Source organism: Bifidobacterium sp. SKU, from assembly GCF_026016405.1.
Taxonomy (GTDB): Bacteria; Actinomycetota; Actinomycetes; order Actinomycetales; family Bifidobacteriaceae; genus Bifidobacterium; species Bifidobacterium bifidum.
On record NZ_CP092890.1, the window covers coordinates 1,567,964 to 1,582,952 of the forward strand.

Here is a 14,989-nt window from a genome sequence, read left to right on the forward strand (position 1 = left end):
GCACGACTCATGGTGCTTCCTTTCCTCAGGGGTTGTCGATTATGACAGGCGCGGCAAGGAAGGCGACCTCTATGCCGTCCTCACGCCGCAGACGGAACCGCACAGGTATCATCCATGATTTTTACGGCTCCTGATTATGTAAACTATATTGGCATTACATTAAGACACGGCGTCGAAACGTCGAAATACGGTATCCCCCCGGTGGCACAATGAGACCATGACTGAAACCAGCGCTTTTGCAAGTTCCCTCCCCTCCCATCGCCCGCTGGGCACGCCGCTGGGGGCACATCCCACCCGCGTGCTGTTCCTCGGCTCGGGCGAGCTCGGCAAAGAGGTCACCATCGAGCTGATGCGTCTCGGCGCATGGGTGTGCGCGGCCGACTCGTACGCCGGTGCGCCCGCCCAGCAGGTGGCGAACGAGGCACGCGTGCTGGATATGGCCGACGCGGCCCGGCTGCGCGCGCTGTTCGACGAGGTGCGCCCCGACATCATCGTGCCGGAGGTCGAGGCGATCGCGACCGGCGAGCTGTCGGATGCCGCGGCGCGCGGCGTCCAGGTGGTGCCGAGCGCCGAAATCGCCGCCATCTGCATGGACCGCGAGCGGCTGCGCGTGCTCGCGCACGAGGATCTGGGGCTGCCGACCACGCCGTACCGTTTCGCCGGGTCGTTGGAGGAGCTGCGCGCCGGGGCGCGGGAGGTCGGGTACCCGTGCGTGGTCAAGCCGGTGATGAGCTCGTCCGGGCATGGGCAGTCGGTCGTGCGCGGGGCGGACGCGATCGACGCCGCATGGGTCGAGGCGCAGGAGGGTCGGCGCGCCGCCGACGAGGGCGACGTGTCGCGCGTGATCGTCGAGGCGTTGGCGCCGCTGGATTATGAGCTGACGGTGCTGACGGTGAGCTCGTCGGCCGGCGTGGTCACGTGCGCGCCTATCGGGCAGAGGCAGGAAAGCGGTGACTACCGGGAATCCTGGCAGCCCGCGGCGGCCGATGGCGAGGTGCTGGAAAGGGCGCGTGCCATCGCCTGTACCGCGGTGCAGGGGCTGGTCGACAAGGCCACGGCATCGGGCGAAACCGGATGGGGCGTGTTCGGCGTGGAGCTGTTCGTACTGACCGATGGATCGATCCTGTTCAACGAGGTCTCCCCCCGCCCGCATGACACGGGCATGGTGACGCTGATCTCCCAGAGGCTGAGCGAGTTCGCGCTGCACGCGCGGGCGATCCTCGGCCTGCCCGTCACCGAAGGGCATGTGGCGCTGGCGATGGGCGACGGGCAGACCGCCGCGAGCCACGCCATCGTGGTCGCCGGCGACGGCGAGGCGGAATTCACCGGAGTGGAGAACGCGCTGGCCGAGCCCGACACCGACCTGCGGATCTTCGCCAAGCCGCGAGTGCATGGACACCGCCGCATGGCCGTGTCGCTGGCCATCGGGACGGACGCCGGTGACGCGCGGCGCAAGGCCGCCGATGTCGCCGATGCGCTGACCATCACCGTGCGCTAGCGCCACACGAAGACCGCGGCACATCTTTCATCTCTATCCGGCGAAAGTCCCATCCGGGCCGACTCCAATGGGACTTTCGCCGGATAACACGCAGCTGAACACACAGCCAAACGCGCGACCAAACACGCGACCAAGTACACAGCCATAGGCCTCTTTCATCCCGCCAGAGTCCCGTTTCGGACGGTACAGGTGGGATCATGCGCGGATAGCAGCCGCAGCGAGCGTGTTAGCGCTGCGCATGTAGCCGCCCATTGGTATTCTTTTACCGTTAGTTCACCCAGAAATTCCGCTCCTCAAGCATGATTTGGAAGGCGATTATGGAGAAATTGGAAAAGCTCTACGAGGGCAAAGCCAAGCAGCTGTACGCGACCGACGACCCGGAGGTCCTGTGGGTCGAATACAAGAACACCGCCACGGCCGGCGACGGCGAGAAGAAGGAGGACTTCACCGGCAAGGGCCGACTGAACAACCTCATCACCACGATCATCTTCGACCTGCTCAAGAAGCGCGGCATCGACAGCCACCTGATCAAGCGCGTGAACGCGACCGGCCAGCTGGTGCGCAAGGTGAACATGTTCCCGCTGGAGATCGTGCTGCGCAACGTCGCGGCCGGCCACTTCTGCTCCCGTCTAGGCGTGGAGGAAGGCCTGCCCCTCAAGGAGCCGGTGCTCGAATACTTCATTAAGAACGATGACCTGCATGATCCGTTCGTCAACGACGACGATCTGGTCGCCTTGGGCGTATGCACCCGTCAGGACCTCGCCGAGATCGCGCCGCTCGCCCGCAAGATCAACGAGGCCCTGATCGAGATCTTCGCCAAGATCGACGTCAAGCTGGTGGACTTCAAGATCGAGATGGGCCGCGCGTCCGACGGCACGCTGCTGCTCGCTGACGAAATCACCCCGGATTCCTGCCGCCTGTGGGATCAGAAGGATCACTCCGGCAAGGTCGAGCACCTTGACAAGGACCTGTTCCGCCGCGGCCTGGGCAGCATCATCCCCGCCTACGAGGAGATCGAGGAGCGGCTTGCCGAGCTCGCCAAGTCCGAGGGCATCGAGGTCACCGAGTAATTCATCCAAGCGCAAGTAGCAGAACATAATGTTGGCTCCCCTCTGGAGGGGAGCTGTCGCCGATAGACGACTGAGGGGAGGTTAAGGCGTTCACTGCCATGACATCTCCCCTCATTCAGCTTCGCTGACAGCTCCCCTCCAGAGGGGAGCCAAGTTCTTTCACCACGCCTCTTCATTTTTTGAATAACTTCTTAAGAAAGGATTCTCATGGTTTTTCGCGTGTACGTGGAGAAGAAGCCCGGCTTCGACGTGGAAGCCCAGCAGCTCGGCACCGAACTGAAGACCATCCTCGGCATCGATGGCCTGCGCAAGGTGCGCATCGTCAACCGCTATGACGTCGAGGGCATCTCCCAGGAGCTCTTCGAACAGGCCACGCCTACCGTGTTCAGCGAGCCGCAGGTGGATGACGCCTCCGCGGACCTGCCTGACTTCGGCGACGCGACGGTGTTCGCCACCGAGTTCCTGCCCGGACAGTTCGACCAGCGCGCCGACTCCGCCGCAGAGTGCATCCAGCTGATCTCGCAGGGTGAGCGTCCGACCGTGCGCTCCGCCAAGGTGTACGCGCTCGAAGGCACGCTCAGCGAGGCCGACGTCGCTGCCATCAAGCATTACGTGATCAACCCTGTCGAGGCCCGCGAGGCGTCGCTGGAAGCCAAGACCACGCTGAAGACCCAGGTGCCCACCCCCGGCAAGGTCGAGACCATCGCCGGCTTCAACGAGATGGACGCCGCTGCCGGCCAGAAGTTCATCGACGAGCGCGGGCTCGCCATGGATCTGGCCGATCTTGAGTTCTGCCAGAAGTACTTCTCCGAAGAGGGACACGAGCCCACGATCACCGAGATCAAGGTGATCGATACCTACTGGTCCGACCACTGCCGCCACACCACGTTCGGCACCGAACTGGACAAGGTCGACATCGACGACGCCGCGGTCAAGGCCGCTTTCGAACGCTATCTGGAGATGCGTCACGAGCTCGGCCGCGACGCCAAGCCCGTGTGCCTGATGGATATGGGCACGATCGGCGCGAAGTGGCTCAAGAAGAACGGCATCCTCACCGGTCTCGACGAGTCCGAGGAGATCAACGCCTGCACCGTCAAGGTGAAGGTCGACGTCAACGGCGAGGACGAGGACTGGCTGTTCCTGTTCAAGAACGAGACGCACAACCACCCCACAGAAATCGAGCCGTTCGGTGGCGCGGCCACCTGCATCGGCGGATGCATCCGCGACCCCCTGTCGGGCCGTTCCTACGTGTATCAGGCGATGCGCGTCACCGGTGCCGCCGATCCGACCGTGCCGGTCTCCGAAACGCTTGAAGGCAAGCTGCCCCAGCGCAAGCTCGTGACCACCGCGGCCTCCGGCTACAGCTCGTACGGCAACCAGATCGGGCTCGCCACCGGCCAGGTCGACGAGATCTACCACCCCGGCTATGTGGCCAAGCGCATGGAGGTGGGCGCGGTCGTGGCCGCCACCCCGGCCGACCATGTGCGCCGTGAGACCCCGGCCCCCGGCGACAGGATCATCCTGCTCGGCGGTCGCACCGGCCGTGACGGCATCGGCGGCGCCACCGGCTCGTCGAAGGCTCACAACGTGGAGTCGCTGGAACTCGACGGCGCCGAAGTGCAGAAGGGCAACGCGCCCGTCGAGCGCAAGCTGCAGCGCCTGTTCCGCCGCGGCGACGCCTGCCGACTCATCAAGCGCTGCAACGACTTCGGTGCCGGCGGCGTGTCCGTGGCGGTCGGCGAGCTGGCCGACGGTCTGTACGTGGACCTCAACACCGTTCCGAAGAAGTACGAGGGACTTGACGGCACCGAGCTGGCGATTTCCGAATCGCAGGAGCGCATGGCCGTGGACGTGGCAGCCAAGGACGTCGACGAGTTCCTGGGGTACGCCCGCGAGGAGAACCTCGAAGCCACGGTGATCGCCACCGTGACCGAGGACCCGCGCATGGTGATGACCTGGAACGGCGACAAGATCGTGAACCTGAGCCGCGAGTTCCTGGCGTCCAACGGCGCCTCCAAGCATCAGGTCGTGCGCGTCGAGGAGCAGGAGGCGTACGAGGTGCCCGCCTCGTGGCGCGAAGGCTCGCTGGCCGACCGCATGAACGCGGTCGTCACCGACCTCAACGTGGCATCGAACAAGGGTCTGTCCGAACGTTTCGATTCGACGATCGGAGCCGGAACCGTGCTCATGCCGTTCGGTGGACGCAAGCAGCTCACCCCGAACGAGGCCATGGTCGCCAAGCTCCCTGTGTTCGGCGAGACCACGACCGCTTCGGCCATGGCGTGGGGCTTCAACCCGTACATCATGTCGAAGAACCAGTTCACCGGCGCATACCTGTCGGTCGTCGAGTCGCTGTCGAAGCTGGTCGCGGCCGGTTTCGAACACGAGAAGGCGTACCTGAGCTTCCAGGAGTACTTCGAGAAGCTGCGCGACGAGCCGGAACGCTGGGGCAAGCCAACGGCCGCCGTGCTTGGTGCGCTGATGGCGCAGGTCGACCTCGGCGCCGGCGCGATCGGCGGCAAGGATTCCATGTCCGGTTCGTTCGAGAACCTCGACGTGCCTCCGACGCTGATCTCCTTCGCCGTGGCCGTAGGCAGCATGAAGCGCGCCACCTCCCCCGAGTTCAAGGGTGCCGGCCACCGCATCGTGCGTATCGCGCCGCGTTACCTGGCCGACGGCCTGACCCCGGACAAGAATGCGCTGCTTGAGGCGTTCTCGCTGGTCGAGGAGCTTACCGACCCGTCGCATCACATCGCGTTGGCCGTCTCCACGCCGGGCTACGGCGCGACTGCCGAGGCGCTGTTCAAGATGACGCTCGGTAACCGCATCGGCCTGACGCTCAACGAGAGCATCGCCGCGGACGACCTGTTCAAGCCTGCATACGGCTCGTTCATCATCGAGCTGGCGGACAACGAGAAAATCCCGGCGGCCTCCAACCTGGTCGAGGTCGGCGAGATCGGCACCACCACCGCCGAGTACGTGTTCAAGGCGGCGGGCGAGACGCTGGATCTGGCGAACGTGCAGGAGGCGTGGGAGTCCGGCATCGAATCCGTGTTCCCATACCGTTCCAAGAGCGACGAAGCCGGCAAGAGCGTCGAAACCATCACATTCGACGCGCCGAAGAAGACCGTGTACACGGGCGCCGGCGTCGCCAAGCCGCACGTCGTGATTCCGGTGTTCCCCGGCAACAACTGCGAGTATGATTCCGCCGCCGCCTTCGAACGTGCGGGCGCGGACGTGACCACGCTGATCGTCAACAACCTGACGCCGGCCGCCGTCGCCGAATCAACGCAGGCGCTGGTGGACGAGATCAACAAGAGCCAGATCGTGATGATCCCCGGCGGATTCTCGGGCGGCGACGAGCCGGACGGCTCCGCGAAGTTCATCACCGCGTTCTTCCGCGCGCCCGCGGTCACCGAGGCCGTGCGCGACCTGCTCAAGAACCGCGATGGCCTGATGCTCGGCATCTGCAACGGCTTCCAGGCGCTCATCAAGCTGGGTCTGGTTCCGTATGGCGACATCGTGCCGATGACCGCCGAATGCCCGACGCTGACGTTCAACACGATCGGCCGTCACCAGAGCCGTCTGGTGCGCACTCGTGTCGCGTCGAACCTGTCGCCGTGGCTGTCGCGCACGGCCGTGGGCGACGTGCACACCGTGGCCATCTCGCATGGTGAAGGCCGCTTCGTCGCCGCCGAACCGGTGCTTGACCTGCTCAAGGCCAACGGACAGATCGCCACGCAGTACGTGGACGAGGCCGGCGTGCCCGGCATGGACCTGACCGTGAACCCGAACGGCTCGCTGCTCGCCATCGAGGGCATCACCAGCCCGGACGGCCGCGTCTTCGGCAAGATGGGTCACTCGGAGCGCTCCGGCAACGGCCTGTACGTCAATGTGCCCGGCGACAAGTACCAGCCGATCTTCGAGGCCGGCGTCGAGTACTTCGCCGCGTGACGGTGATGGCTGACTGATAGCAGACTGGGGCGGGAACCTTCTCGGGTTCCCGCCCCAGTCTGTTATTGATGAAGTATGGCCTCCGCGCGATACGCGGCGGTATGGATTACTCGGCCTTTGAGGGCGCGACAGGTTCTGCGACCGCCGCACCGTTCGCCACAGGAGCGCTGTTAACAGTGTTGTTGGCCAGTTGTTGATGCACGGTCTTCGCGATGTGACGGCTGACCATGAACCAAATCGCCCCGGCGACAACCACGACAAACGAAATCGGATAGATATACTCAGCGATTCCGTATCCATACTGCGAGGAAGGCAGTACGCCACGATCGTCAAAATCCCAACGCAGCGCATAGAAAGCGACTACAGCAAGCACCGAGAATACGATGGCCGCGATCGGCTTCTTCAACACTCCGAACAGCAGAATAAGCAGCGAAGACACCGCGATGACCACCATGAGCGTAATGCATATGACAGCTTCCAGGTACATGCCGCCGAGCAGCTTCCCGGACTGGAGACCCGCGATGTAGATGCGCAGGAATGTCAGCAGCGACAGCCCCACCACATCCTTGTTGTGTAGACCGGCTTCCGCGGTGTATACCCGATCACCATACTGCTTCAGGTATTCTGCATAATCGCCCTTTGCTGAGGCGAACGGCAGGAAGAACGACACCGCCATCGCCACTGCGCCGACCACCAACAGCACATACGGAATGAGCTGCTTGGCGGGGAGCTTCTTCGAGACCTGTTGGCCTTGTGCTATATCTCCCATATTGTCACCTTTCTTTCCTGTGTTCTCGTATCATGTTTGATGACGGGTTGTGACCGTGCACGTGATACTGTGCACGAAGTGCTTAGTCATCGGGTATCAATCACTTGGGATTGGTCGTCGTCACGGTCACCGTGTACATTCCGGCTTCAGCAGTAGGCTCATACAAGCGCTCGATGACATCTTTAGCCTGTTTATTGGCAATTTTCAGCAGTTGTGTTCGGTCTAGCCGAGCTTCGGTCTTTTTCTTGGCGTCTTCCATCGCAGCTTTAGTGTCCTCTACATCCGCTGCGTTAAAGAAGGAATCAGACTTGTCAAAGAAACGCAGTGAATCGGGATTGACGGCCACCGACTGGATTTTCGGTGCAGGTAGCGTGATAGACACTGTTTTGGAGTCCTTGTCGATTTTTATCTGGGCCTTGGCCAGATCGACCCCCGCGCGCACCTCGTATGTGTAGAACATCGTGAACTGCTTCTTGTTCAGGAACGCAATACCACCGTCTTCGTATTTCTCGAAGCCGTAATCCGTTTCCTTAGCCGTGGTAAGATCCTGAATCTTCTCCAGCTGCTTAACGACGACTTCATTGGTCAATTCCTGTTGAGGATTGAAGAACTTGGTGATGGCACCACGAATCCATCCTCCGGCGAACATAAAGATGACGGCGACGACGACCGCCAGAATGATTGTTGCTTTCAGGCTCATCTTGAATGATGAGCCATCTTTGTCGACGCGTGCGCGCATTTTTCACCTTTTCTCTTTCATACTCTCGTCATCTCAATTCATGTGGCATCTGATGCAATCCAGTTCTGGCATACGTCTACAAAATGTATGGGCAAAACCGCGACGAGACATCAGTCGTCGACTGAATTCGAGCTGGTTCTCACCGATTATGCAACACATTAGCGATGCACAATCAGCAACACAATAAGTATAACGTAAATATTGCGACATAATGCTATATCTGAGCTTGGTTATGATCCTTGTGCTGGCAACGTTGCCGAACCATCATGCACCGGTCGGCATCAACACGAGCCGCATAAGAAGGGAACGACAATGACATCACCGAGAAGTTCGATTTCCCAGTATCTCCCGCGAAATTGCACGAAGCCGTCCGATCCATGTTGCCATGCAGCGCCGCATTCTCACTACGCGAAGCAAATGACACCGAAATGAAAACGACATTCACTCCTTACGACAGCGACGATGTTCTGACAGCAACCGTGAACGGCAGCGGTGACGAGTCGAAGATAACGCTGTCTGCACAAGACTCGTCGAATACAGGGGCGCGCATCATGCGCTTTGCCACCGATTTGGCTGCCCGGCGGAAAGGGGCGAAGGCCGGAGCAGTGATTGGCGGGGAACGTACAATGTGGGATATGAGCGAGCATGTGGAGCATGGGTTCGGCCCGGTGTGGGACAGCGAATCGCGGATTCTGATACTGGGGTCGATGCCCAGTCCGAAATCGCGGAAGGCGGCGTTCTACTATATGCACCCGCAGAATCGCTTCTGGCCGGTGATGCAGGCGTTGTTCGCCGACCCGGCGGATCCGTCTGATGTCACCGGCGACTCGCTGCAATCCCGCCGCGCATTCGCGATGCGCCACCATATCGCCTTGTGGGATGTCATCGCGTCCTGCGACATCACCGGGGCCAGTGACGCCAGCATCCGCAACGCCACGCCGAACGATCTGACGCCCCTGCTGCGCGATGCGCCGATCGCTCGCATATTCACCACCGGAGCGAAGTCGGCGCAACTCTATCGCAGACTCATCGAACCACGACTGGCCGCAACCGGCATCACCATCGGCATGACTCCGCTCCCCTCCACCAGTCCGGCCAACGCCTCGATGCGGCTGCCGGCGCTTATCGAAGCCTACCGACTGGCCTTCCAGAGCGCAGGCGCTCTTGAAATGGCGGATGAAACGGTCACTGGTCTCTGACGCGATCGCGGCGTGGACGGCGGTGCCGGGCAATCGACGCGCCCAACCGGCAGACCGGGATGAGATACAGGAACGGCGCCCCGAATCGTCAGCCTCAGCCGAATGATATGCGCCGGAGCACAACTGATGGACGCAACGATCAATTGCGGCATTGGCTGGCGGACGGCAATCTCGATGTGGCGGTGGCGGACTTCACCGGCATGCCGACCGGCGTGGAGCTGGTGAATTTCTATCAGGAACGTATGGTGTTGGTCATCGCGAACTCGCTGTGACTGGATCTCGCCGGCGGCGGGACGCCGCCGGATGAGACCGCCATCGGCGCCGGTGACCTGTCATCCTTGGAGCGCTGCCCGTTCCTACTGGGCAATCCGCAGGACATCGACGGACGCATCGGCGACATGCTGTTCCGCCGCGCCGGATTCGCTCCCGTGGCTGCGGGCCGGGAACCTCATACGCGATCAGCTTCGGCATATCCGCCTGCGACTACCGGTGGAGCGCGGTCGATGATTTCATCGACTGCGCTCCACCGGAGCATCAGCAACCATTGACAGGCATGATTCCGGCCGGAACCGTCGGATCACGCCTGATAGTCGTTGAGCATGGCCTCGATGTTGTTGCCATCGGGATCATGGACGAACGCGGCATAGTAGCCCGGCCCGTAGTTCGGGCGCGGACCGGGCTTGCCGTTGTCGGTGCCGCCGGCCGCGAGACCCGCCTCATGGAACGCCTTGATGGCGTCGGCGGTCTTGGCGCGGAACGCGACGTGTGACGGCACGACCGGATTGCCGTCCTTCGGCGATTCCAGCCAGATGCCGTCGCCGTCCTCGTCGTTGGCGAAGCATACTGCAGTCGGGTATGCGGCCTTCTTGACATAGCCCAGCGGCGCCAGCAGCTTCTCGTAGAAATCGGCGCGCTTGGCGGCATCGGCGACGAACAGTCCGATGTGATCGATCATGATGAACCTCCTATGACCATGTGGATGACTATTCCATTATCCTTGCATCGCTCGTGACGCGGGTGAATATCAGCTTTGGGTAAAGCCCCGTTTCAGGCGCCGAAATCGGTGTCGCCGGCGGCGTCGGCCCGGGCCACGGCAGCCTCGGCATCGCATGCGGCCTGTTCGATGACCCGCTCGTAGCCGGTCAACGCGGCGAACGGCATGAACTGGGCGGCCCGCTGACGACGGGACATCTGCGGATGCCTGCGCGACACGTGATGCGGCATATCGATGATGTCGTCATATTTATGCGTCTCATGTAATGCCATATGGACTCCTTTTCACGCCCGATAGCGCAATACGTTCGATACGCTCATGCACGATGGCCTCCGATCTGCCGATTGCGGTCCTGGCCGGTGGCGCCGTCCTCCATGTCCATCGCCTTGATGACGGCATTGCGGCCGAATTTCCTCTTGACCTCCAGCAATGCAGTCTGCATGTCATGCTCACGCCGCACATCACTGTTCGAAATGCCGGCATGGCCATCGTCCCCCTCCTCCGCGGACGAATCGATCCGGGAAAACAGATCAAGCTGCTCGTAGCGTTTGCCGGCCGCAAGCTCATTCGCCGTGGCCACATCATCGGCGATGACGGTGAGCCGGCGCACCAACAGACGCGGATCCACGATGCGCTCGTACAGCATCGTCATCGCCTCACGGATGCGAGTGGAAGACGAGGTGAACTCCCCCAGTCCGATCGACCCGGTGGCCGGCTTGGGGACCCGCCGCCCATACCGGTCGACGGACACCGGCCCGCGATAGCTCTTGCCCGCCTGATCGGAGGCCCGTTTCATCGCCGAATCCGCGCAGGAATCCAGTTTGGTCGAGTCAAGGCTGCCGATGTCGTAGCCGACCGCGAGCGTCAGACGATTCGTCAGCACCCGCTTGCCGACAAGATCCAAGGCGAGCGCGTCCGCCATCTCCTTGACGATGAGCCGTCCCGTGGCATAGTCGGCGGGCCCGGTGAGCACCTGCCCACTGCTGATGCTGTGCGCATCCGGCTCATATGATTGGATGTCCGCGATCGTGCACGGCTCCCAGCCCCACGCATGGTCTATGAGCAGTTCGGCGTTCCTGCCGAACATGCGGTAGAGCAGATCCTCGTTGTAGTAGTCGGAGGCCCGGCCGATCGAGCATCGGGCGACGTCCCCCATGGTCAGCAGGCCGGCATGCTCAAGCTTCCGGGCATAGCCGCGACCGACCCGCCAGAAATCCGTAAGCGGACGATGGTTCCATAGCAATCGCCGATACGACATCTCGTCAAGCTCCGCCACACGAACGCCATCCTCATCGGCGGGCATGTGCTTGGCCACGATGTCCATCGCCACCTTCGCCAGATACATGTTGGTGCCGATGCCGGCCGTGGCGGTGATGCCCGTCTGCGCGAGAATGTCACGCACGATGGCCCTCGCCATCTCGTGCGGGCCCATGCCCAGCGCGCGCAGATAGGGCGTGGCATCGATGAACACCTCATCGATCGAATAGACATGGATGTGCTCGGGCGCGGCATATCGCAGGTACACGCCGTACACCCTGCCGCTCACCTCCAGGTAATGCGCCATTCGCGGCTTGGCAATCACCATCGACGCCTTCAATCTCGGGGAATGTTCAAGATCCCGAGAATCACAGGATTCACCGGACAGCCGTCCGCCAGGAGCCAGCATCGCCCGCTCGGCGTTCACCGATGCCAAGCGCTGCCGAACCTCGAACAAACGTGCGCGTCCGGGAATGCCATACGCCTTCAGCGAAGGAGACACGGCCAGGCAGATGGTCTTGTCCGTACGCTCCTCATCCGCCACCACCAGATGCGTGCGCAGCGGGTCGAGATCACGGTCGTGACACTCCACGGAAGCGTAAAAAGACTTCAGGTCTATGGCAAGATACACATGCTCGCCCCGAACCATCGTCACCACCCCCTTTCGCGCTTTCGTTTCAGAGTACAATCATTATGAGACATATGTTCGATAGTATGTCGCCGCCCATGAGGCCCATCTGCCACACCCCCAAGCGCGGATGTAGCCGCCGATTGGTACTGTGGATAGGTAGCGAATCCCCTGTCTCCCATGTTTTGGAAGGAGCTTTGGCTTGTCAGCTGAACTCGAAGACATTCACGAAGAATGCGGCATCTTCGGCGTATGGGGTCACCCGGACGCCGCCCGCCTGACGTATTTCGGACTCCACGCACTGCAACACCGCGGTCAGGAAGGCGCCGGCATCGTCTCCAACGACCACGGCCATCTCATCGGGCACCGCGGCCTCGGACTGCTGACCCAGGTGTTCGGCGACGAGCGCGAGATCGGACGGCTCACCGGCGACAAGGCGATCGGCCACGTGCGTTATGCCACCGCCGGATCGGGCACCACCGACAACATCCAGCCGTTCATCTTCCGGTTCCACGACGGCGACGTGGCGCTGGGGCACAACGGAAACCTCACCAACTGCGTGTCGTTGCGTCGCAAGCTGGAGGACGAAGGCGCGATCTTCCACTCCAACTCCGACACCGAAGTGCTCATGCACCTGATCCGCCGCTCCTCCAAGCCGACCTTCATGGACAAGCTCAAGGAGGCGCTCAACACCGTGCACGGCGGGTTCGCCTACCTCATCATGACCGAGGACGCGATGATCGGCGCGCTCGACCCGAACGGCTTCCGACCGCTGTCCCTCGGCAAGATGAAGAACGGCGCCTACGTGCTCGCCTCCGAGACCTGCGCTCTCGACGTCGTCGGCGCCGAACTGGTACGCAACATCCGTCCCGGAGAGATCATCGTGGTCAACGACCACGGCTACAAGATCGTGCAGTACACCAACAAGACGCAGCTGGCCATCTGCTCCATGGAATACATCTACTTCGCCCGCCCGGACTCCAACATCTACGGCGTGAACGTGCACTCCGCCCGCAAGCGCATGGGCGCGCGCCTGGCCGAGGAATCCCCGGTCGACGCCGACATGGTCATCGGCGTGCCCAACTCGTCGCTGTCCGCCGCGTCCGGTTACGCCGAGGCCGCGCACCTGCCCAACGAAATGGGCCTGATCAAGAACCAGTACGTGGCCCGCACCTTCATCCAACCCACGCAGGAGCTGCGCGAGCAGGGCGTGCGCATGAAACTGTCCGCCGTCCGCGGTGTCGTGCGCGGCAAGCGCGTCATCGTCATCGACGATTCGATCGTGCGCGGAACCACGTCCAAGCGCATCGTCCAGCTGCTCAAGGAAGCCGGCGCCGCCGAAGTGCACATGCGCATCAGCTCGCCGCCGCTCAAATACCCGTGCTTCTACGGCATCGACATCTCCACCACCAAGGAGCTGATCGCCGCGAAGAAATCCGTCGAGGAGATCCGCGACTTCATCGGCGCCGACTCCCTCGCCTTCCTGTCGCTCGACGGCTTGGTCGAATCCATCGGCCTCAACGCGCAGGCACCCTACGGCGGACTGTGCGTCGCCTACTTCAACGGCGACTACCCGACCGCGCTCGACGACTACGAGACCGACTTCCTCAAGTCCCTCACCCCCGAGGACCGTGTCCGTCTGCCCGAATTCGCGCTCTACAAGAGCAAGTACGAAGGCAACGAGTACACCACCGCGCCGACGCAGCAATAACGGCGTTCCAGCATCACAGACCAATCCCAATCCCGAAACAACCCAACAAGCATCATCCAAGAAAGGTACGTCATGCCACAAGCATATGAAAACGCCGGTGTCAGCGTGGAAGCCGGCTACGAGGTCGTCAAGCGCATCAAATCGCACGTCGCCCGCACCAACCGTCCCGGCGTCGTCGGCGGCATCGGCGGCTTCGGCGGCCTGTTCGACCTCGCGTCCCTCGGCTACAAGGAGCCCGTGCTGATCTCCGGCACCGACGGCGTCGGCACCAAGCTCGTCGTCGCCAAGATGGTCGACAAGCACGACACCATCGGCGTCGACTGCGTGGCCATGTGCGTCAACGACATCGCCGCCCAAGGCGCCGAGCCGCTGTTCTTCCTCGACTACATCGCCTGCGGCAAGAACGATCCGGCGCTGCTCGAACAGGTCGTCTCCGGCGTAGCCGACGGATGCGTGCAGTCCGAAGCCGGTCTGATCGGCGGCGAGACCGCCGAAATGCCCGGCATGTATGACGAAGACGAATACGATCTGGCCGGATTCGCGGTCGGCGTGGCCGAAAAGTCCGCCATCGTCGACGGCTCCGGTATCACCGCCGGCGACGTGCTCATCGGACTGCCATCCACCGGCGTGCACTCCAACGGCTTCTCCCTCGTGCGCAAGGCCCTGTTCGAGCAGGCCGGCTATACCGTCGACACCGTGCTCCCCGAACTCGGCGGAGCCAAGCTCGGCGACGTGCTGCTCACCCCGACCAAGATCTACGTCAAGACACTCAAGCCCCTGTTCAAGGCAGGCGTCGTCAAGGGCGTCGCCCACATCACCGGCGGCGGCTTCATCGAGAACATCCCCCGTATGATCCCCGACGGCCTCGCCGCCGACATCACGCTCGGATCCTGGCCCGTCCTTCCCATCTTCGACGTCCTGGAACGCGCCGGCGACATCGACCACAAGGAGATGTACAACATCTTCAACCTGGGCATCGGCATGGTGCTCGCCGTCTCCGCCGAACGCGCCGACGAGACGCTCGCCCTGCTCAAGGACAACGGCGAAGCCGGATATGCGATCGGCACGATCGTCCCCGACACCGACGGCACGCAGATCACGCTGAAGTAAGCATCCACTCCCGCACTCCCCACTGATGGGGAGTGCGGTCACAAGCGAATCCGGGGGTGG

Annotated in this window: 12 protein-coding genes; 7 read left to right on the top strand and 5 right to left on the bottom strand. The window is 62.4% G+C overall.

Annotated features, from left to right (window positions below; all coding sequences use genetic code 11):
- Positions 1-217 precede the first annotated feature (217 nt).
- The 3 genes from purT to MMB49_RS06725 all read left to right on the top strand — a co-directional run bounded on the left by purT (position 218) and on the right by MMB49_RS06725 (position 6,522).
- Positions 218-1,498 carry a formate-dependent phosphoribosylglycinamide formyltransferase gene (gene purT, locus MMB49_RS06715; RefSeq protein WP_003815504.1) on the top strand — a complete coding sequence of 427 codons (1,281 nt, stop codon included), beginning with the start codon at positions 218-220 and terminating at the stop codon, positions 1,496-1,498.
- 317 nt (positions 1,499-1,815) lie between these two features.
- The gene (gene purC / locus MMB49_RS06720; protein ID WP_003813894.1) at positions 1,816-2,568 is read left to right on the top strand and encodes a phosphoribosylaminoimidazolesuccinocarboxamide synthase; all 753 of its coding nucleotides are present in this window, start codon (positions 1,816-1,818) and stop codon (positions 2,566-2,568) included.
- 207 nt (positions 2,569-2,775) lie between these two features.
- Positions 2,776-6,522: a phosphoribosylformylglycinamidine synthase gene (locus MMB49_RS06725; RefSeq protein WP_047297702.1), complete on the top strand. Its 3,747-nt coding sequence runs from the start codon at positions 2,776-2,778 to the stop codon at positions 6,520-6,522.
- A gap of 106 nt (positions 6,523-6,628) precedes the next feature.
- Here the strand turns inward: MMB49_RS06725 and MMB49_RS06730 are convergent, their stop codons facing one another.
- Positions 6,629-7,291: a hypothetical protein gene (locus MMB49_RS06730; RefSeq protein WP_013363702.1), complete on the bottom strand. Its 663-nt coding sequence runs from the start codon at positions 7,289-7,291 to the stop codon at positions 6,629-6,631.
- Positions 7,292-7,391: 100 nt separating this feature from the next.
- Entirely contained in the window at positions 7,392-8,030 is a 639-nt protein-coding gene (locus MMB49_RS06735; protein ID WP_003821830.1) for a DUF4230 domain-containing protein, read from the bottom strand.
- Positions 8,031-8,665: 635 nt separating this feature from the next.
- On the opposite strand from MMB49_RS06735, the gene MMB49_RS06740 reads away from it, so the two are divergent.
- Together MMB49_RS06740 and MMB49_RS06745 are read left to right on the top strand one after the other, a co-directional pair.
- On the top strand, positions 8,666-9,229 hold the full coding sequence (locus MMB49_RS06740) for a DNA-deoxyinosine glycosylase (protein WP_041775393.1): 564 nt from the start codon (positions 8,666-8,668) through the stop codon (positions 9,227-9,229).
- A gap of 143 nt (positions 9,230-9,372) precedes the next feature.
- Positions 9,373-9,501 carry a LysR family transcriptional regulator gene (locus MMB49_RS06745; RefSeq protein ID WP_065434225.1) on the top strand — a complete coding sequence of 43 codons (129 nt, stop codon included), beginning with the start codon at positions 9,373-9,375 and terminating at the stop codon, positions 9,499-9,501.
- A gap of 305 nt (positions 9,502-9,806) precedes the next feature.
- On the opposite strand, the gene MMB49_RS06750 is transcribed toward MMB49_RS06745, so the two are convergent.
- From MMB49_RS06750 to MMB49_RS06760, 3 genes are all read right to left on the bottom strand, one after another.
- Positions 9,807-10,184 carry a VOC family protein gene (locus MMB49_RS06750; RefSeq protein ID WP_013363705.1) on the bottom strand — a complete coding sequence of 126 codons (378 nt, stop codon included), beginning with the start codon at positions 10,182-10,184 and terminating at the stop codon, positions 9,807-9,809.
- 92 nt (positions 10,185-10,276) lie between these two features.
- On the bottom strand, positions 10,277-10,495 hold the full coding sequence (locus tag MMB49_RS06755) for a hypothetical protein (RefSeq protein WP_003813910.1): 219 nt from the start codon (positions 10,493-10,495) through the stop codon (positions 10,277-10,279).
- A 44-nt stretch (positions 10,496-10,539) separates the two neighbouring features.
- Positions 10,540-12,129 (bottom strand): type VI secretion protein ImpB, encoded by a 1,590-nt coding sequence (locus tag MMB49_RS06760; protein WP_047270640.1) that lies wholly within the window; start codon positions 12,127-12,129, stop codon positions 10,540-10,542.
- A gap of 181 nt (positions 12,130-12,310) precedes the next feature.
- Between MMB49_RS06760 and purF the strand changes: the two genes are divergently transcribed.
- Together purF and purM are read left to right on the top strand one after the other, a co-directional pair.
- The gene (gene purF / locus MMB49_RS06765) at positions 12,311-13,819 is read left to right on the top strand and encodes an amidophosphoribosyltransferase (RefSeq protein WP_003813913.1); all 1,509 of its coding nucleotides are present in this window, start codon (positions 12,311-12,313) and stop codon (positions 13,817-13,819) included.
- Between the two features lie 72 nt (positions 13,820-13,891).
- Complete coding sequence (gene purM / locus MMB49_RS06770) at positions 13,892-14,929, top strand: phosphoribosylformylglycinamidine cyclo-ligase (RefSeq protein ID WP_047270641.1); 1,038 nt, start codon at positions 13,892-13,894, stop codon at positions 14,927-14,929.
- Positions 14,930-14,989: the final 60 nt, after the last annotated feature.